General features: G+C 66.1%; 14 protein-coding genes and 1 tRNA gene. 8 read left to right on the top strand and 7 right to left on the bottom strand.

From position 1 onward, the window contains the following. Positions 1–840 precede the first annotated feature (840 nt). The 5 genes from AC1DFU_RS14035 (at position 841) to AC1DFU_RS14015 (ending at position 7,967) form a co-directional block, all read left to right on the top strand. Positions 841–4,071 (top strand): Rne/Rng family ribonuclease, encoded by a 3,231-nt coding sequence (locus tag AC1DFU_RS14035; RefSeq protein WP_441590531.1) that lies wholly within the window; start codon positions 841–843, stop codon positions 4,069–4,071. Between the two features lie 243 nt (positions 4,072–4,314). Beyond that, the gene (moaA, locus tag AC1DFU_RS14030) at positions 4,315–5,439 is read left to right on the top strand and encodes a GTP 3',8-cyclase MoaA (RefSeq protein WP_092290059.1); all 1,125 of its coding nucleotides are present in this window, start codon (positions 4,315–4,317) and stop codon (positions 5,437–5,439) included. A 48-nt stretch (positions 5,440–5,487) separates the two neighbouring features. Next, on the top strand, positions 5,488–6,087 hold the full coding sequence (gene mobA / locus AC1DFU_RS14025) for a molybdenum cofactor guanylyltransferase MobA (RefSeq protein WP_441590532.1): 600 nt from the start codon (positions 5,488–5,490) through the stop codon (positions 6,085–6,087). Positions 6,088–6,191: 104 nt separating this feature from the next. After that, a complete protein-coding gene (gene moeA / locus AC1DFU_RS14020; RefSeq protein ID WP_441590533.1) occupies positions 6,192–7,475 on the top strand; it encodes a molybdopterin molybdotransferase MoeA in 1,284 nt (427 codons plus the stop codon). Between the two features lie 210 nt (positions 7,476–7,685). Next, entirely contained in the window at positions 7,686–7,967 is a 282-nt protein-coding gene (locus AC1DFU_RS14015; protein ID WP_092290069.1) for a hypothetical protein, read from the top strand. On the opposite strand, the gene rmuC is transcribed toward AC1DFU_RS14015, so the two are convergent. The 6 genes from rmuC to AC1DFU_RS13985 form a co-directional block, all read right to left on the bottom strand. Further along, positions 7,945–9,294: a DNA recombination protein RmuC gene (gene rmuC / locus AC1DFU_RS14010; RefSeq protein WP_441590534.1), complete on the bottom strand. Its 1,350-nt coding sequence runs from the start codon at positions 9,292–9,294 to the stop codon at positions 7,945–7,947. The genes AC1DFU_RS14015 and rmuC overlap by 23 nt on opposite strands. Positions 9,295–9,313: 19 nt before the next feature. Beyond that, positions 9,314–10,309 carry a 2-hydroxyacid dehydrogenase gene (locus AC1DFU_RS14005; protein ID WP_092290073.1) on the bottom strand — a complete coding sequence of 332 codons (996 nt, stop codon included), beginning with the start codon at positions 10,307–10,309 and terminating at the stop codon, positions 9,314–9,316. A gap of 5 nt (positions 10,310–10,314) precedes the next feature. Next, the gene (locus AC1DFU_RS14000) at positions 10,315–11,754 is read right to left on the bottom strand and encodes a sodium:proton antiporter (protein WP_092290851.1); all 1,440 of its coding nucleotides are present in this window, start codon (positions 11,752–11,754) and stop codon (positions 10,315–10,317) included. A 132-nt stretch (positions 11,755–11,886) separates the two neighbouring features. Further along, positions 11,887–12,573: a LutC/YkgG family protein gene (locus tag AC1DFU_RS13995; RefSeq protein ID WP_092290077.1), complete on the bottom strand. Its 687-nt coding sequence runs from the start codon at positions 12,571–12,573 to the stop codon at positions 11,887–11,889. A gap of 80 nt (positions 12,574–12,653) precedes the next feature. Continuing rightward, complete coding sequence (pncB, locus tag AC1DFU_RS13990) at positions 12,654–13,832, bottom strand: nicotinate phosphoribosyltransferase (protein WP_441590535.1); 1,179 nt, start codon at positions 13,830–13,832, stop codon at positions 12,654–12,656. An 84-nt stretch (positions 13,833–13,916) separates the two neighbouring features. Continuing rightward, positions 13,917–14,438 carry a hypothetical protein gene (locus AC1DFU_RS13985; RefSeq protein WP_441590536.1) on the bottom strand — a complete coding sequence of 174 codons (522 nt, stop codon included), beginning with the start codon at positions 14,436–14,438 and terminating at the stop codon, positions 13,917–13,919. A gap of 378 nt (positions 14,439–14,816) precedes the next feature. On the opposite strand from AC1DFU_RS13985, the gene fdxA reads away from it, so the two are divergent. The 3 genes from fdxA (at position 14,817) to AC1DFU_RS13970 (ending at position 16,649) form a co-directional block, all read left to right on the top strand. Next, on the top strand, positions 14,817–15,140 hold the full coding sequence (gene fdxA / locus AC1DFU_RS13980) for a ferredoxin FdxA (RefSeq protein WP_092290086.1): 324 nt from the start codon (positions 14,817–14,819) through the stop codon (positions 15,138–15,140). 86 nt (positions 15,141–15,226) lie between these two features. Next, a complete protein-coding gene (locus tag AC1DFU_RS13975) occupies positions 15,227–16,330 on the top strand; it encodes an NAD(P)/FAD-dependent oxidoreductase (protein WP_092290087.1) in 1,104 nt (367 codons plus the stop codon). Positions 16,331–16,573: 243 nt separating this feature from the next. Beyond that, positions 16,574–16,649 (top strand) — tRNA-Asn (locus AC1DFU_RS13970). 76 nt (positions 16,650–16,725) lie between these two features. On the opposite strand, the gene AC1DFU_RS13965 is transcribed toward AC1DFU_RS13970, so the two are convergent. Continuing rightward, a complete protein-coding gene (locus AC1DFU_RS13965; protein ID WP_441590537.1) occupies positions 16,726–17,724 on the bottom strand; it encodes a lipase secretion chaperone in 999 nt (332 codons plus the stop codon). Between the last annotated feature and the right edge of the window lie 4 nt (positions 17,725–17,728).

Below are 17,728 nucleotides of genomic sequence, written 5' to 3'. Positions count from 1 at the left end.
GTAAGCGATTCTGTGAGCAATATAGGCGCGGGCCCACGTTGGGCTGGCGGGTGGCGAGCCCGATGGGGATTGCCACCAATATCCGCGCAGGATCACGCATTTTACACTTCGGGTTGCCATCAACCCGGCCCGTCTCCCGCATTTTGCGTACCCCGCAGGCGCCAGATGGGCAAATGGTGGAAATCAGCAGCACGCACGCGCCGCGCCGGCGCGCAGGAAGTTGCCCAGAGGCAGCTTCGGCGAGAAACGGCGGGCACGTGGAAACAGAGTGATCCAGGTAGAACAGAATTCAATGTGGATGCCCGACAGGCATCCACATCGGTGAGAGAAGACCGCCCGCACCGGGAACTCGGTGCCGGCCGGCAGGCGAGCCTGCCAACCGACCTGCAATATCGGCTAGTCGTATTACCGGCGCCCGGTCGCAGAACTCCAAGAAGCAGCGGCGCGCCCGCCAGGAGACAGGTCAGGTTGACATTCGGCCCCGCTTGCCGCGTCCGGAAAACTTGCTCTTTGACGCGTCTTGGCCATTCCCGGCCGGCCGCGATGCCGCGAAGCCAGTGCCGTTTGCATTGTGCGTTGCCGCATCGCCCCCGGCCATTCCGGGCATCCGCCGCAAGTCGCTGTATCAGGAGCAGTGCCATGGCGCTCTCCCCGACCCAGCGGACGCCTGCCTAGACGTCGACAGCCTCTCTCTTTCACCCGCGCCCCGCCCGGCCGCGTCGTATTGCGCGCCGGCGACTCCGGCAATTCTCCCGCCCCCGCTCTATTTCCTCGCGTGCTCCATGGATCGTCGCGGACACCTTTCGTGTGACTTCCGCGACACTGGAATGAGGTATTGCGATGAAACGCATGCTGTTCAACGCGACGCAACAGGAAGAATTGCGCGTCGCGATCGTCGATGGTCAGAAACTGATCGATATCGACATCGAAACCGCCGGGCGCGAGCAGCGCAAGGGCAACATCTACAAGGGCGTCATCACCCGCATCGAGCCCTCGCTGGAAGCCTGCTTCGTCAACTACGGCGAAGAGCGCCACGGCTTCCTGCCGTTCAAGGAAGTGGCCCGCGCGTTCTTCAAGGACGGCGTGGACGTGCGCAACGCGCGCATCCAGGACGCCCTGCACGAAGGCCAGGAACTGATCGTCCAGGTCGAGAAGGAAGAGCGCGGCAACAAGGGCGCCGCCCTGACCACCTTTATCTCGCTGGCCGGCCGCTACCTGGTGCTGATGCCGAACAACCCGCGTGGCGGTGGCGTATCGCGCCGCATCGAGGGCGAGGACCGCCAGGAACTGCGCGAGACGATGGGCCAGCTGACCGTACCGGACGGCATGAGCATCATCGCCCGCACCGCCGGCATCGGCCGCGCGGCCGAGGAACTGCAGTGGGACCTGAACTACCTGCTGCAGCTGTGGAAGGCCATCGACGGCGCCGCCGGCGACAACAAGGCCCCGCTGCTGATCTATCTGGAATCGAGCCTGGTCATCCGCGCCATTCGCGACTATTTCCAGCCCGATATCGGCGAGATCCTGATCGATACCGACGAGATCTATGAACAGGCACGCGCTTTCATGAGCGTGGTCATGCCTGACAACATGAACCGCGTGAAGAAGTACCGGGACGACGTGCCCCTGTTCTCGCGGTTCCAGATCGAACACCAGATCGAGTCTGCCTATTCCCGCATGGTGATGCTGCCGTCCGGCGGCGCCATCGTGATCGACCATACCGAAGCCCTGGTTTCCGTTGACGTGAACTCGGCCCGCGCCACCAAGGGCGCGGACATCGAGGAAACGGCGCTGCGCACGAACGTGGAAGCGGCCGACGAGATCGCCCGCCAGCTGCGCCTGCGCGACCTGGGCGGCCTGATCGTGATCGACTTCATCGACATGGAGTCCAGCAAGGCCCAGAAGGACGTGGAAACGCGCCTGAAGGACGCCCTGCGCCACGACCGCGCCCGCGTGCAGATGGGCAAGATCAGCCGCTTCGGCCTGATGGAACTGTCGCGCCAGCGCCTGCGTCCTTCGCTGTCGGAAGGCTCGCACATCACCTGCCCGCGTTGCAATGGAACAGGTCACATCCGCGATACCGAATCGTCCGCCCTGCAGGTGCTGCGCATCATCCAGGAAGAGGCGATGAAGGAAAACACGGCCGCCATCCACTGCCAGGTGCCGGTGGAAGTGGCCGCTTTCCTGTTGAACGAAAAGCGTCAGGAAATCAACCTGATCGAGCTGCGCTTCAAGGTGAACGTGCTGTTGATCCCGAACAAGCACCTGGAGACGCCGCACTACAAGCTGGAGCGCCTGCGCCACGACGATCCGCGCCTGGAGGAATCCACGGCCAGCTATCGCATGGCCGAGGCCGCCGCCAAGGAACTCGAGGCGGACACGAGCTACAGCAGCCGCAAGAAGGAAGATGCGCGTCCGCGCCAGGAAGCCGCAGTCAAGGGCATTACGCCCGACGCGCCGGCCCCGGTGTCGGTGCCCCGCCCCGAGCGCGCTCCGCGCCCGGAAGCCGCTGCGGCAAGGCCGGTACCGGCCACGCAGCCCGTGGCAGCCGGCGGTTTCATCGCCTGGCTGAAGGGTCTGTTCGGCGCACGTCCGGCCGCCGCCCCGGTGGCCGAGCCGGCCAAGCCGGCCGCTGACGCCCAGGCACGCGGCGACGGTCGTCGCGAACGCGGCCAGCGTGGCGAAGGTCGCGGCGAAGGCCGTGGCCAAGGTCGTGGCGAACGCGGTGAACGTGGCGAACGCGGTGATCGCGAACAACGTGGTGAACGCGGCGAGCGTGGTGAACGCCAGGGCCGTGGCCAACGCGGTGAACGTGGCGAGCGCGGTGAACAACGTGGCGCCGAGCGTGGTGAGCGCGCGGAACGCGGGGATCGTGCAGAACGTGGCGAGCGGACTGAGCGTGGTGAACGCACCGAGCGCACCGAGCGCACCGAACGTGGTGAGCGTCCGGCACGCGCCCCGCGCGACGGCCAGCAGGCCACGCCGGCCATCGCCCGTCAGCCCGAAGGTGGCGAAGCCCGCCAGGAAGGCAACCGCCGCGAGCGCAACCAGGAACGCCGCGAGCGTCAACGCGAACGTCAACGTGAGCGTGGCGATACCCGCGAGACCGAGGAAGCCCTGAACGCCGAAGGCGCGCCGCAGACCGCATTCGAAGCGGCGCAAGCCGCTCCGGCCGTGGCCGTGGTGGCAGCCGCCGCCGCGACGGAACTGCCGGAAGGCGTGGAAGCCGTGGCGACGGAAGGTGCTGAGGGCGAAGAACGCCGCCGCCGTAACCGTCGTGGCCGTAACCGCTATCGCCGCGAGCGCGAAGATGGTGTGCAAGGCGCCGATGGCGAAAACGGCGAGAATGGCGACGCCAACGACACGTCCAACCTGGCCGAAGTGGCCGCAGGCGTGACCGAGACGGAATTCGCCCCGGTGGCCGCCCAGGCTGCACCGCAAGTCGTGGCCCAGCCGGAACCGGTTGCCGTGGCCCAAGTGGCTGAAGTCCCCCGCGTGGCCCACGTGGCGGAAGTCGCCGAAGTCACCGAAGCCGTGGAAACGCGTGAGACGGTGGAAACCGTGGCCCGTGTGGAACCGGCCGCCTACGCCCAACCGAGCCAACCGGCCCAGCCCGTGAGCCCGGCCCCGGTGGCCGAACCGGTGTTCGCACCGGTCAGCGCCCCCGAAGCCGCGCCGGTCGTGACGCCCGCACCGGTCTACACCGCCCCGGCGGTGGAAGCCCCGGCACCGGCGCCGGTCGAAGCTGCGCCGGTCGTGGCAGCCCCGATCGTGGCCGCCCCGGTTGCCGAGCCGGTCATCGCGACGGCTGCCGTCGCGCCGACCCCGGTGGCAGCACCGGCCGCCGCCCCGCTGCGTGCCGATGCCCTCGAGCCGATGCTGGCTTCGGCCGGCCTCCAGTGGGTGCACACGGACACCGCCAAGCTGCAATCCGCCCAGGCCGCCGCCGCCACCGTGGCACCGGCCCCGCGTGTGCAACGCGAGCGCAAGCCGCTGCCCCCGCTGCCGGAAGGTCCGATGGTCATGGTCGAAACTGACGCTCAGCGCGACCAGCAGCAGCAACAGCAGTAAGGTCGGCCAGCGCAAGCTGGCAGCCCAAAAGGGAAAAGGGACGGCCGAAGCCGTCCCTTTTTTCATGGGGCGCCACATATGATGCGGGCATCACACCGCTGTACTGGCGCCGCCACCGCCCCACTGTGCCCCTGCGAAGTGCACGGTCGCCGCCGGCGCGTCAGCCACCTCGGCTAGAATGGCAGACAGAACCGCCCCGGATGCACACATCGCGCCGGAGAGCGGCGTCGCCACCCCCAGGCCATGACCGACACCGTCATTCCCATCCTCGACCTGCGCGACCATCGCTATCGCTCGATGGTGCCAAGCATTCCGTCCCGCCTCGACACACCCTCGGGCCTCGTGGCGGACACCCGCGGCCGGCCGCTGCACGATCTGCGTATCTCGGTGACGGACCGCTGCAACTTCCGCTGCGTGTATTGCATGCCCAAGGAGGTGTTCGACAAGGACTACACCTTCCTGCCGCATTCCGAGTTGCTGAGTTTCGAGGAGATCGAACGCACCGCGCGCCTGTTCGTGTCGCAGGGCGTGGAAAAGATCCGGCTGACCGGCGGCGAGCCGCTGCTGCGCAAGAACATCGAAAAACTCGTGGAAATGCTGGCGCGCATCGAGACCGTCTCGGGCAAGCCGCTGGACCTGACGCTGACCACCAATGCGTCGCTGCTGGGGCGCAAGGCGCAGTCGTTGCGCGATGCCGGCCTGTCGCGCGTGAGCGTGAGCCTGGACGCCATCGACGACGCCACGTTCCGCAAGATGAACGACGTTGACTTCGCGGTGCGCGACGTTCTGGACGGCATCGAGACCGCCCAAGCCGTCGGCCTGGCGCCGATAAAGGTCAACATGGTGGTCAAGCGCGGCACCAACGACGCCGAAATCGTGCCGATGGCCCGCCATTTCCGTGGCAGCGGCATCATCGTCCGCTACATCGAATTCATGGACGTTGGCGCCAGCAACCACTGGCAAATGGACGAAGTATTACCTTCCGCCGACGTGGTGCGGCGGATTGACGAAGTATTTCCGCTCGAGGTGATTCCCGCCAACTACTCGGGCGAGACGGCCGAGCGCTGGCGCTATCGCGATGGCGCGGGCGAAATCGGCGTGATTTCGAGCGTGACGCACGCGTTCTGTGGCGATTGCAGCCGCATCCGGCTGTCCACCGAGGGCCGCCTGTACCTGTGCCTGTTCGCCACCGAGGGCTACGACCTGCGCGCGCTGCTGCGCGGCGGCCATAGCGACCTGGAAATCGCTAATGCCATCGCCCAGGTCTGGCAAGGCCGCACCGACAACTATTCCGAGCAGCGAGGCGATCCGGCCGTGCGCCTGGCGCGCGCCGAACGCAAGATCGAGATGTCCTACATTGGCGGCTGACGCGGGCCATCCCGGCCCCCGGCGCCGCCTCACAACTTTCCGAAAGTCATGATCGCACGCGAAGACATCACGGGCCTGATCCTGGCCGGCGGCCGGGGTAGCCGCATGGGTGGCACCGACAAAGGCCTGCAACCGCTGCGCGGCGTGCCGATGGCGATGCACACGCTGATGCGCCTGACACCGCAGACCGGCGCGATGCTGATCAACGCCAATCGCAACCTCGCCGCCTACGAGTCGTTCGGGGTGCCCGTGGTCACCGACTCCGTGCCCGATTTCGCGGGCCCGCTGGCCGGCATGATGGCCGGGCTCGAGCAGTGCAGCACCGGCTGGCTCGTCACGGCGCCGTGCGATACGCCGTTCCTGCCCACCGACCTCGTCGAGCGGCTGGCGCAGGCGATCGAGGCCGAAGGTGCCGAGATGGCGATTCCGGTCACGGTGGATGCCGACGGGCACCGGCAAACCCAGCCGGTGTTCTGCCTGATGCCGGTCACTGCGCTCGATAGCCTGATCGCCTACATCAATGGCGGCGGGCGCAAGATCGAAACCTGGGCGGCCAGCCACCGGCTCGCGGAGGTGCCGTTCCCCGACGCCGACGCGTTCGCCAACATCAATACGCTGGACGAACTACGCACACACGAGGCCCGCTGAGCGCATCGCGCGGGTTAGACTCGGGCATCCGCCCTTACCCGCGTTTTCCCCCGCGTTCTCCGCCATTTTTCGCTGTTTTCGCTTCTTTTCGCCGCAGACTGCTCATGCCATCCCTGCAATCCGTCATCTCCTGCCTTTCTGACTACGACCCGACCGCCCTGCCCGTGGCCCAGGCCAACGCGATTATCGGCCAGGTGATCGAGCCGGTGCGCGGCACCGAGCAACTGGCGATTCGCACCGCGCTCGACCGCGTGCTGGCCGAGGACGTGATCTCCTCCATCGACGTGCCCGCTCACGACAACTCGGCGATGGACGGATACGCCTTCCAGAGCGCCGCGCTGGCATCCGGCGGCGACGTGGTCCTGGAAGTCATCGGCACGGCCTACGCCGGCAATGCGCTCGACGCGGCGCCCACGGCGGGCCAGGCGGTGCGCATCATGACCGGCGCGATCATGCCCGATGGTTGCGACACTGTGGTGCCGCAGGAATTCGTGGATGTGCAGGCGGGCGGCAACCAGATCCGTTTTGCGGCCGATGCCGTGCGCCCCGGTGACAACCGCCGGCTGCGCGGCGAAGACCTGGCCCGCGGTCAGGCGGCACTGGCCGCCGGCCGCATTCTCCAACCGGCGGACCTCGGCCTGCTGGCATCGCTCGGCGTGGCCGAAATCAAGGTCCGGCGCCGGCTGCGCGTGGCGTTTTTCTCCACCGGCGACGAACTGCGCTCGATTGGCGAGCCACTCGGCCCCGGCTGCGTCTACGACTCCAACCGCTACACGCTGCACGGCATGCTGCGGCGGCTCAATGTCGAGTTGATCGACATGGGCGTGGTCCGCGACGACCCCGCCGCGCTCGAAGCCGCATTCCGCAGTGCCTGCGAAAACGCCGATGCGGTGATCACGTCTGGCGGCGTGTCCGTGGGCGAAGCCGACTACACCAAGCAGATCATGGCGCGGCTGGGCGATGTCACTTTCTGGAAGATCGCCATGCGTCCGGGCCGCCCGATGGCATTCGGACGCATTGCATCGAACGGTCGGGAGGCCCTGCTCTTCGGCCTGCCCGGCAACCCCGTGGCCGTGATGGTCACCTTCTACCACTTCGTGCGCGGCGCGTTGCACCGACAGATGGGCGCCAACGTGCCGCCGCTGCCGCTGATGCGCGTGCGCAGCGCGGCAGCCATCCGCAAGAAGCCCGGCCGCACGGAATACCAGCGCGGCATCCTGGCGCCGGCGGCCGATGGCGGCTGGGAAGTCCGTATCACCGGCCAGCAAGGCTCGGGCGTGCTGCGGTCGATGAGCGAGGCCAACTGCTTCATCGTGCTGGGCCACGAGCAGGACGCCGTCGCGGCTGGCGATCTGGTCGAGGTGATGCTGTTCGACGGGCTGATGTAATTCGTTGCAATCCGCCATGCGGAACACCCAAGGCATAGGTGCGCCGCATTGATGAGCGGAATCAATGACCGAATCGGCGGTCGTCGTATGACAGCGCACGTTGCGGTGTCGTTTTTTGTGCGCCCCGCGAGTGACGGACTATGCGTCGCAAGCCCCAGTCGCTACACTTGCAGCACGAAAAATCAACTCCCCAATATCTTGTCTGTCGTCATGAATCAGGAGATCGCGTACCTCCACCCCGTCAAGACCGCGCGCGCACTGGTCCTGGTCTATTTGTGCTTCTCGGTGCCAATCGTGGCGATGGGCCTGTTCGTGGCCTTTATCCGCTATGGCGACCTGCCGGGGATTACGGTTTTCACCGCGCTGATCCTGAATGCACTGATTGGCTTCGGCCTGTTGTGGCTCGGCTGCAAGGCCTACAACTGGGTAGCCGCCCGCTTCGGCGGTATCGAAGTGCACGTGCGCGAACTCACGCCCGAAGATCACCAGTAACGTCGCCGTTGGCGGCTTGCGCCCCGCCGGCGTCCTCCTGGGACGGAGGTGCTTGCACTTCCTCCGGTGATCCCGCCGTTGCGGCGGTTCCCAAAAGCTGTTCGGCGAGTTCCCCGGGCAGCGCCTCCACCGTGCGCAGCTTGCGCTCCATCTGACGGGTCCGCACCTCGGCCTGTTCGATATTGCGCGCCGCGCGCACCAGCGTATCGCGCGTCTTGGCCAGCACCTCGCCAAACTTGCCGAATTCGGTCTTGACGGCACCCAGCACTTCCCACACCTCGCTGGAACGCTTTTCCAGCGCCAACGTCCGGAAGCCCATCTGCAGGCTGTTGAGCAAGGCGGTCAGCGTGGTCGGCCCAGCCACGGTTACACGGAAATCGCGTTGCAGCAGGTCCGTCAGGCCCGGGCGGCGCAGCACCTCGGCGTAAAGCCCCTCGGTCGGCAGGAACAGGATCGCGAAGTCAGTGGTGGCCGGCGGCGCCAGATATTTCTCGGCAATCGACTGTGCCTCCCGGCGCAGCGCCACCTCGAGTTCACGGCCGGCCACGGCCACGCCGTCAACGTCACCGTGCTCCTGGGCATCGACAAGGCGCTCGTACTGCTCCTTCGGAAATTTCGCATCGATCGGCAGCCAGACCGGTCCGCTGGACGGGTCACGGCCCGGCAACCGGATCGCGAACTCGACCCGCGCCCCCGAGTTGCGCACGGTCTCGACATTCTTGCCGTACTGGTCTGCCGTGAGGATCTGTTCCAGCAGCATCTCAAGCTGCACCTCACCCCACGTGCCCCGCGACTTCACGTTGGTCAGCACCCGCTTGAGATCGCCCACGCCCTGCGCCAGCACCTGCATCTCGCCCAGCCCACGATGCACCTGCTCCAGACGGTCCGACACCAGCTTGAACGACTCGCCGAGCCGCTGCTCGAGCGTCGCATGGAGCTTCTCGTCCACGGTGCGTCGCATTTCCTCCAGTTTCGCGGCGTTATTTGCCTCAATGTCGCGCAGCTTCTGCTCAAGCGTGGCCCGCACCTCGGCCAGCCTGCGATCGTTGGACTCGGACATCTGCGCGATTTGCTGGTTCTGCACCGTGGCAATACTAGTCAGGTGCGCCGACAAGGTCTGCTGGAAGCGCAGCATCTGCCGACCAGACTCGTCGCGGCCATCCCGGGCGGCCGCGCTCACTTCGCCACGCAACACGCGCTCGAGCCGGTCAAGGCCATCAAGCAGTTCCGCGGATGCCGCCCCGGCGCGCGCGCGCCACAGCAGCACCGCCAGCAGGATCACCGCCACGAGGGTGGCGGCAAGCGTCAGGACGGAAATCAACGTCATCAATTCAGGAATATCCGATTCAGCGGCGGCGCGCCATGACCTCTGGGTTGATCACCGAAGGCGGGTTGCCTGCCTTGGGGCCGGCATCGAGTGCCGCGATCAGGTTGTCGGCGGCCAGATTGGCCATCGCGCGACGCGTCTTTTCCGATGCGCTCGCGATATGCGGCGTCAACACCACGTTTGGCACGGTCAGCAGGTCTGGGTGGACGCTCGGCTCGCCCTCGAACACGTCCAGGCCGGCCGCGAAGATCTGGCCATCGCGCAATGCGGCGGCCAGCGCGGCGTCGTCGACGATGCCACCGCGCGCGAGGTTGATCAGGGTGGCGGTCGGCTTCATCGCCGCCAGCTCTGCCGCGCCAATCGCGTGATGGCTCTCCGGGCTGTACGGCAGCACCAGCACGAGGTGATCCGTCTGAGCAAGCAGCTCCGCCTTGCTGACGTAGCGCGCATTGAGCGCGCGCTCGGTCTCCGCCGGCAGCTGGCTGCGGTTGTGATACAGCACGTTCATGCCGAAGCCGGCCGCGCGGCGGGCCAGCGCCTGTCCGATACGACCCATGCCAAGGATGCCGAGCGTGCTGCCGTAGACGTCCATGCCCACGAGCATGTCGTAGCTCCAGCGCTTCCACTTGCCGGCCCGCAGGTAATGCTCGGACTCCGTCACGCGGCGGGCGGTGGCCATCAGCAATGCCCAGCCGAAGTCGGCCGTGGTTTCGGTCAGCACGTCGGGCGTGTTGGTCGCCACCACGCCAGCGGCGGTCAGGGCCGGTACGTCGAGATTGTTGTAGCCGACCGCCATGTTGCACACCGCGCGCAGCTGCGGCAGCGCGGCAACGACCGCGCCGTCGATCTTGTCCGCCGCATTGGCCAGCACGCCGGCCTTGCCCGCGAGGCGGGCCTTCAGTGCGGCGGCGTCCAGCACCAGGTCTTCCTGGTTGCTGTCGACATCGAAATATTGCGAAAGACGTTCGATGACGTCGGTGTAGATCGCGCGGGTAACGAGGACGGAGGGCTTCATGGCAGTCACACGTGGAAAAAGAGGAACGTCATCACCAGGAACAGCGGCAGCAGCACGGCGCCGGACCATGCCATGTAGCCGAAGAAACTCGGCATGCGCACGCCGCGGCTTTCGGCAATGGCCTTCACCATCAGGTTGGGGGCATTGCCGATATAGGTATTGGCGCCCATGAACACCGCGCCGGCCGAGATGGCGGCGAGCGTCGAGGCGTCGCGCGTCATCAGGGTGGCGGGGTCGCCGCCGGCGGTGTTGAAGAACACCAGGTAGGTCGGCGCGTTGTCCAGGAACGAGGACAGGATACCGGTCGCCCAGAAGTACATGCTGTCGATGGGCTGGCCGGAGGAATCGCTAACCGCGTGGATCACCGCCGCGAACGCGCCGTCGGTGCCGGCCTTGAGCATCGCGATGACCGGGATGATCGTCAGGAAGATGCCCGCGAACAGCTTGCCGACTTCGAGGATCGGCTCCCAGTTGAACTCGTTGCCGCTGCGCGCGCTATGCGGCGTGGCGACCAGCGACACGATGGTAATCCCCACCAACAGCACATCACGGATCAGCGCCGGCAGCGTGACCTCGGTGCCCATCACGTCGAACACGATGCCCGGCTTCCACAGCCCGCTCATCAGCACCAGTGCCAGCACGCCCACCAGCAGCAGGAAGTTGATCTTGCCGTCGATCTGAAGGCGCGTGGAATCCGGCGTGGGGTCCTGCGCCCGCGGCAGTTCCTCTTCCTTGTTCAGGAAGTAGTGGCGGTCGACCACATAGAACAGCGCCAGCAGCGCCACGCACAGGAACACCGTCTCGGGGAAGATGTTGCGCAGCGTCCATGTGAACTCGACGCCCTTCAGGAAGCCCAGGAACAGCGGCGGATCCCCGAGCGGCGTCAGCGAACCGCCCGCGTTGGCCACCAGGAAGATGAAGAACACCACCACGTGTGCCACATGGCGGCGGTTGTCGTTGGCGCGCAGCAGCGGCCGGATCAGCAGCATGGCCGCACCGGTGGTGCCCATCAGGCTGGCCAGCACGGTCCCGAGCGCGAGGATGCCGGTGTTCAGCCGGGGCGTGCCGTGCAGGTTGCCACGCACGCAGATGCCGCCGGCCACCACATACAGCGACCCCAGCAGCACGATGAACGGGATGTACTCGCCTAGCAGCGCGTGCACAGTGTTGGCCACGGCGGCATGGACGCCGAACTGCATGGCGAACGGCACCAGGAACAGCGCGCCCCAGGCCGCGGCCACCTTGCCGTAATGGTGGTGCCAGAAGTGCGGGGCCAGCAGCGGGAACAGCGCGATGGACAGCAGAACGCCGGCGAACGGCACGCCCCAGAGCGGCGACAGCGTGGCGCCATCGATCTCGGCGGCACCGGCCATGGACGGAAACAGGGCGATGACCGCAAGCATCGCGGTGGGCCACGGTGCCAGGGCACGTCGTGCGCGTCGCATCATCGGGCAGGTTCTCCTTGTCTCGAAAGCGGCCAGTGTAAAGCAAACCCCTTTGAGACTGGTCTGAAAATGCTGCTGGAATTACCCGGAATGTGACGCCCGGCGGCCCTCGGATTGGACCTGCGCTGTCCCTCAGTCCTGGTCGACGAGGATCACGTGCACGCGGTACGGGCCATGGGCGCCGAGGACGATGGTCTGCTCGATGTCGCCCGTGCGTGACGGGCCGCTGATGACATTGGTGGCGCGCGGCAGCTGGCCATGCTCGGCACGCATGCGCGCGAAGGCTTCCTCGAGGTTCGCCACGATGCGCGAAATCGGCACTACGGCGATATGGGTCTCGGGCAGCAGCGCGGCCGAGGCGAAGGTCTGCGGCCCCGACAGCAGCATCAGCGAGCCGGTCTCGGCAATCGCCACGAAGCAGCCGGTGATGCCGACGAGGTCGCCATGATCATGATCGACCTGCGGATCGCGCGCCGGCGGCCGGCATGCCACGTCCAGCCCCTGCGCCTGCCACGGCAGGTCGCCCAGGCTGTCCCACGCCACGGCGCGGCGCACGAGGCCCAGGCCATCCAGATAGCGCGAGACGGCGCCCGGCACGTCGGCCAGCGTGGCCACGCGCTCCACGGTGGACGCCATCTTCTGCGCCTGCAGGCTGAACGCCTCGATGCGATCGGCGGCGATGTCCGGCTGTGGGCCCTGCGGATGGCGTGCGAGATAGTCGTCCACGGCCTCGCGCTCGCCGGTGGTCACCTTCGCCCCCCTGCCCTGGGCGGCGCGGATGCGGGCGAAGATGCGGTCACGGGCGGCGTTGGTTTCCATGGCGTAAGGGGTTGGTTCCTGGGGCTGGCCGATTATAGAAGGCCGCGCCGGCACGCGGGCGCCGCCGGGCGTGAATGTTGTTAAGCCGGGGGCTGAATCGCGAACACCTGGCGCAGGTAGGCCAGGTAGCCGGGGTCGTCGCACATGGTCTTCTCGGGCGTGTCCGAGAGCTTCGCCACGGGCTGGCCGTTGCATCGCACCATCTTGATGACGATCTGGAGCGGCGTGTAGCCGAGGTCGTTGGTCAGGTTGGTGCCCACGCCGAACGCCAGCTTGCAGCGGCCGCGGAAGCGCTCGTACAGCTCGATGACCTTGGGGATGTTCAGCGCATCGCTGAAGATCAGCGTCTTGCTGCGCGGATCGACGCGGTGGGAGGCGTAATGCGCGAGCATGCGCTCGCCCCACTCGAGCGGATCGCCCGAATCGTGCCGCACGCCATCGAACAGTTTGCAGAAGAAGAGATCGAAATCGCGCAGGAAGGCATCGAATCCATAGGTATCGGACAAGGCGATGCCCAGGTCGCCGCGATACTCCTGCGCCCAGTGGTCGAGCGCGTAGACCTGCGAGTCGCGCAGGCGCGGGCCGAGCGCCTGGCAGGCCTGCAGGTACTCGTGGGCCATGGTGCCGAGCGGGGTCATATTGTGCAGCCGCGCGAAGTGGACGTTGCTGGTACCGGCGAGCTGCGCGCCAAGGACGCCGCGCGAGGTCAGCAGCACCTCTTCCTGCCAGCCGCCCGAGAAACGCCGGCGGGTGCCGTAGTCCGCAATCACGCAGTCGGCGTACGGTGCCGCCTTCAGCAGCGCGAGCTTGGTCTCCAGGCGCCGACGACCCTCGGCCAGATCCGGCTCCGGTTGGGTACGGCGGAAATAGACCTCGTTGACGATGGCCAGCAACGGCACCTCGAACAGGATCGTGTGCAGCCACGGGCCGCGGATCGTGATGTCGATTTCGCCGCCGCCCTTCTCGGACGCCGTGATCGCGACGTGCTTCTCGCTCAGGTGGAACAGGGCCAGGAAATCGACGAAATCGCTCTTGATGAAGCGCATGCTGCGCAGGTAGTCGAGCTCTTCCTCGGTGAAGCGGAGCTGGCAGAGGCTGGCCACTTCGGCGCGAATTTCGTCGATATACGGGGTCAGGTCGACGCCCGCGTTGCGGCATTTGAACCGGTACTCGACCTGGGCCTGCGGGAAGCGGTGCAGCACCACCTGCATCATCGTGAACTTGTACAGGTCGGTGTCTAGCAGGGAGCGGATGATCATAGCGTGGCGCAAACGGCATGCCGGGGACGAGGTCCACATGCTAACCGAAACTGGCCGAATGGCCAGGGAAGGCCCCGGGATGGACTAGCTGCCATCGAGCCAGCGCAGGCCCGGCTGCGTGCCCGTCGACACCCCCGGCTGCGCGCCCGACTGCAGGCACCAGAGCGGCGCGCCGCCGCCATCGGCGCAGGTGACCAGCGTGGCCCGCGCGCGGGTGACCGCGGAGGGCAGCGGATCGGCAAAATTGCCCAATGGCACCATGATCCGCTCCTGATAGACCTGCTGGCCGGCCCGGTCGAACCGCAGCACCTGCACCTGCGTGCCCGGCGGCGGATGCAATTCCGGCCCGCACGGCACCAGGCCCTCGCGGCTGCAGTTGGCCATGCTGTCGCCGGCCGGGGCCCGCACCACGCTGAAACTGTCCCAGTCGAAGGCGGTCAGCGCGGCCAGCGCCACGGGCTGGTCGGTGCGCGCCCGCCATGCCACGAGCCGCGAGACAACGCTGTCGGCCATATTCCCGCCGCCTCCGCCCATCGGCTGCGCGCCGGCGGCCGGCGCCAGCGAAATGGCGATCAGCAGGCAGGTCAGGCGGTACGAAATCGGCATGGCGCGTCCCGAAAATCGAGCTAGAAGGCGAAAAAATGACCCGAAAGCCCCCGGGCCACACAGGGGAATACTAGTCCGTTGCGGGCCTTTCGTGGCGCAACAGGCGGTTGCGAGGCCGATTCTGGGCCATTTTTGGCCGGTTCGCGCCCAAAAGCACATAAAGAAATAAGAAAACTATCTGACCCGGCTATATAGACTCGCTATCCTTGCGGGAAGGCTCGGATACAATATCGGTCTTTGAAAGGCCACGGCCCCCGTGCGCCCCGACTTCCACCGATTGACATGCGCGTGCGCGCGTGTCCGGCGGCCGGGCGCGGCGGCATCACAAGTGGCCTGAACTGTTTCCCATCGAAGACCGATCCGCTTTTTGGAACCGAAATGACTCACGTTGTCACCGAATCCTGCATCCGTTGCCGCTACACCGACTGCGTTGATGTGTGTCCGGTCGATTGTTTCCGCGAAGGCCCGAACTTCCTGGCCATCGACCCTGACGAATGCATCGACTGCGCCGTGTGTGTGGCCGAGTGCCCGGTCAACGCGATCTATGCCGAGGAAGACGTCCCCGGCGATCAGCAGAATTTCATCGATCTGAACGCCGAACTGGCCCGTTCGTGGCCGTCCATCACCAAGACCAAGGCCCCGCTGGCCGAGGCCGAGGAATGGAAGGACGCCACCGACAAGCTGCAATACCTGCAGCGCTGAGCCCGGCAACACCACAACAAGAAAGCCGCCCCACGCGCTTTCCGCAATACCGGGCACAGCGTGCCCACAAACGTATCAGGACGAATATGGACTTGAGCATTCCAAATCCCGTGGCCGACGCGACCCAGCAGGCCGGCGGCAATCCCGGCGGCCAGCCGCTGGAAATCGACGCGCTGATCGTTGGCGCCGGCCCCGTTGGCCTGTTCCAGGTCTTCGAACTGGGTCTGCTCGAAATCAAGGCGCACGTGATCGACTCGCTCAAGGTAGTGGGCGGCCAGTGCGTGGAGCTGTACCCGGACAAGCCCATCTATGACATCCCGGCCGTGCCCATCTGCACGGGCCAGGAGCTGACCGACAACCTGCTCAAGCAGATCGAGCCGTTCGAGCCCACGTTCCACCTGGGCCAGGAAGTCGCCGTCGTGGAGCGCCGCGAGGACGGCCGTTTCTTCGTCGAGACCTCGACCGGCACGCGCTTCATCACCAAGACCATCTTCATCGCCGCCGGCGTGGGTTCGTTCCAGCCGCGTACCGTGAAGGTGGAAGGCATCGACAAGTTCGACGGCAAGCAGCTGTTCTACCGCGTGAAGGATCCGAGCCGCTTCCACGGCCGGAACCTGGTCATCGTGGGCGGCGGCGATTCCGCGCTGGACTGGACGCTGGACCTGGTTGGCAAGGCTGAATCGGTGGTGATGATCCACCGCCGCGACGGCTTCCGCGCCGCGCCGGCATCGGTCGCCAAGATGAAGGAACTGTGCGAACAGATGGAGATGCAATTCCTGGTGGGCCAGATCAGCGGCTACGAGGAACGCGACGGCCTGATGACCGAAATCAAGGTCACGGGTGCCGATGGCGTCACCCGCCGCCTGCCGCTGGACGACCTGCTGGTGTTCTTCGGCCTGTCGCCGAAGCTCGGCCCGATCGCCGAGTGGGGCCTCGAGCTCGAGCGCAAGCAGATCAAGGTGGATACCGAGAAGTTCCAGACGAACATCCCGGGCATCTTCGCCGTGGGCGACATCAACACTTACCCGGGCAAGAAGAAGCTGATTCTGTCGGGCTTCCACGAGTGCGCGCTGGCCGCGTTCGGCGCCGCCCCGTACATCTTCCCCGAGAAGAAGATCCACATGCAGTACACGACGACTTCGCCGAAGCTGCACAAGATCCTCGGCGTGGAATCGCCGGTGTTCGACTAAGCTTGTCGAGTGCCGATGCAGAAAGACCGCCCTCGGGCGGTTTTTTTGTTTGCACAAATCGAAAAGCTCGCTATAATGCGGCCTCGCTGTCGAACACGATACGCAGCAATCGGCGGAAACGCCCGCTGCAGGCCGGTTTCGAGGCGAACCAGAGTTTTTGCAGCAGCTTTCGATGGATAATAAAACGTTGAAAAGTTGTTGACGAAACGAAGAGAGGCTGGTTATAATTTCCTTCTCAGCTGTTCCCCGATAGCTCAGTTGGTAGAGCGCCGGACTGTTAATCCGTAGGTCCCTGGTTCGAGCCCAGGTCGGGGAGCCAAGAAATACAGAAGCCAGCAGGTTAGCGCCTGCTGGCTTTTTTGTTTTCTGCTTGCCCTTCGCAGCACCCTCCCCTCTCAGTAGTTTCCCAAACCCCGGACCCGCACGACCTCGGTGCCGCTGAAGCGCCTGGCGACGAGTTCATCGATCGCGCGCGCCTGGGCCTCCGGCGCGAGACTGCTGTCCGCGCGTATCGCATCCCGCTCTGCCTGATAGCTCACCAGACGTTGCTTCCAGTGGGCCTGCTGCTGGTCGAGCGCGCGGAATCGCTCGGCGGCCTCGGGGCCGAAGCGCTCGGTTCGCAGGCGGTCGATCGCCTCCTGGCTGGCACCGCTTGCGCGCAGTGACTCGGTGTCCTGCGCCAGCTGCGAAATCTTGCGCGTTTGTGCCAAAGGCCGGGACAGCGACTCGGGTAACTGCTGCGCCAGCGCATCGAGACGCTGCTTGCGCTCATCCGGGCTCAGCGTGTCATCCGCCAGGACCCGGCGCTGCTCGACGGTATAGCGATCCAGCGATTCCTGCTCGGCGAAGAAGCCCTCGGCCATCACTTGACCCAGATGCTGACGGCGCAACAAGGCGAGGGTCTGATAGACGCGTTCAAGATCGCCGGGCGATTGCGACGGTAGTTGCACGTGGGACGCCGCCTCGAGATAGGTCATATAGCGATCGAACGCCGCCATGACTTCGTCTCGCGCGGTTGCTGGCGTGGCCTGCTCCAGCAGCCACGTCCGGAGGCTCTCCCGCACGCCAGACAGCCGCGCGGGATCCCCCTCGGCCATGCCGATCATGTGGTGAAACAGGTTCTTGAGCTTGCGATTGAAGATCAGACTGCCGTTGCGATCGAGGTCGACCCCACCGTCGACTGCCACGCCCCGCAGGTGGGACGGAATCGGCAAGGAAGCAGCCGTCGCGTCATCGTCCGATGCCACCTGCCCCATCGCTGGGGGCACGGCGGCATCCGTCGTCGCAACGGGTGTGGCGGGCGGCGATGCCGGGTCGCCTGGCAGCGACCGGATCGCCACCACGGCCACCACCGCAACGACGGCCCCAGTCATAGCGCGCGTACGGATGCCCATACCG

It is taken from the genome of Cupriavidus sp. 10L45 (assembly GCF_056395225.1).
The sequence above is the reverse complement of the archived record's forward strand: the minus strand, read 5'-3'. Positions and strand labels throughout refer to the sequence as shown.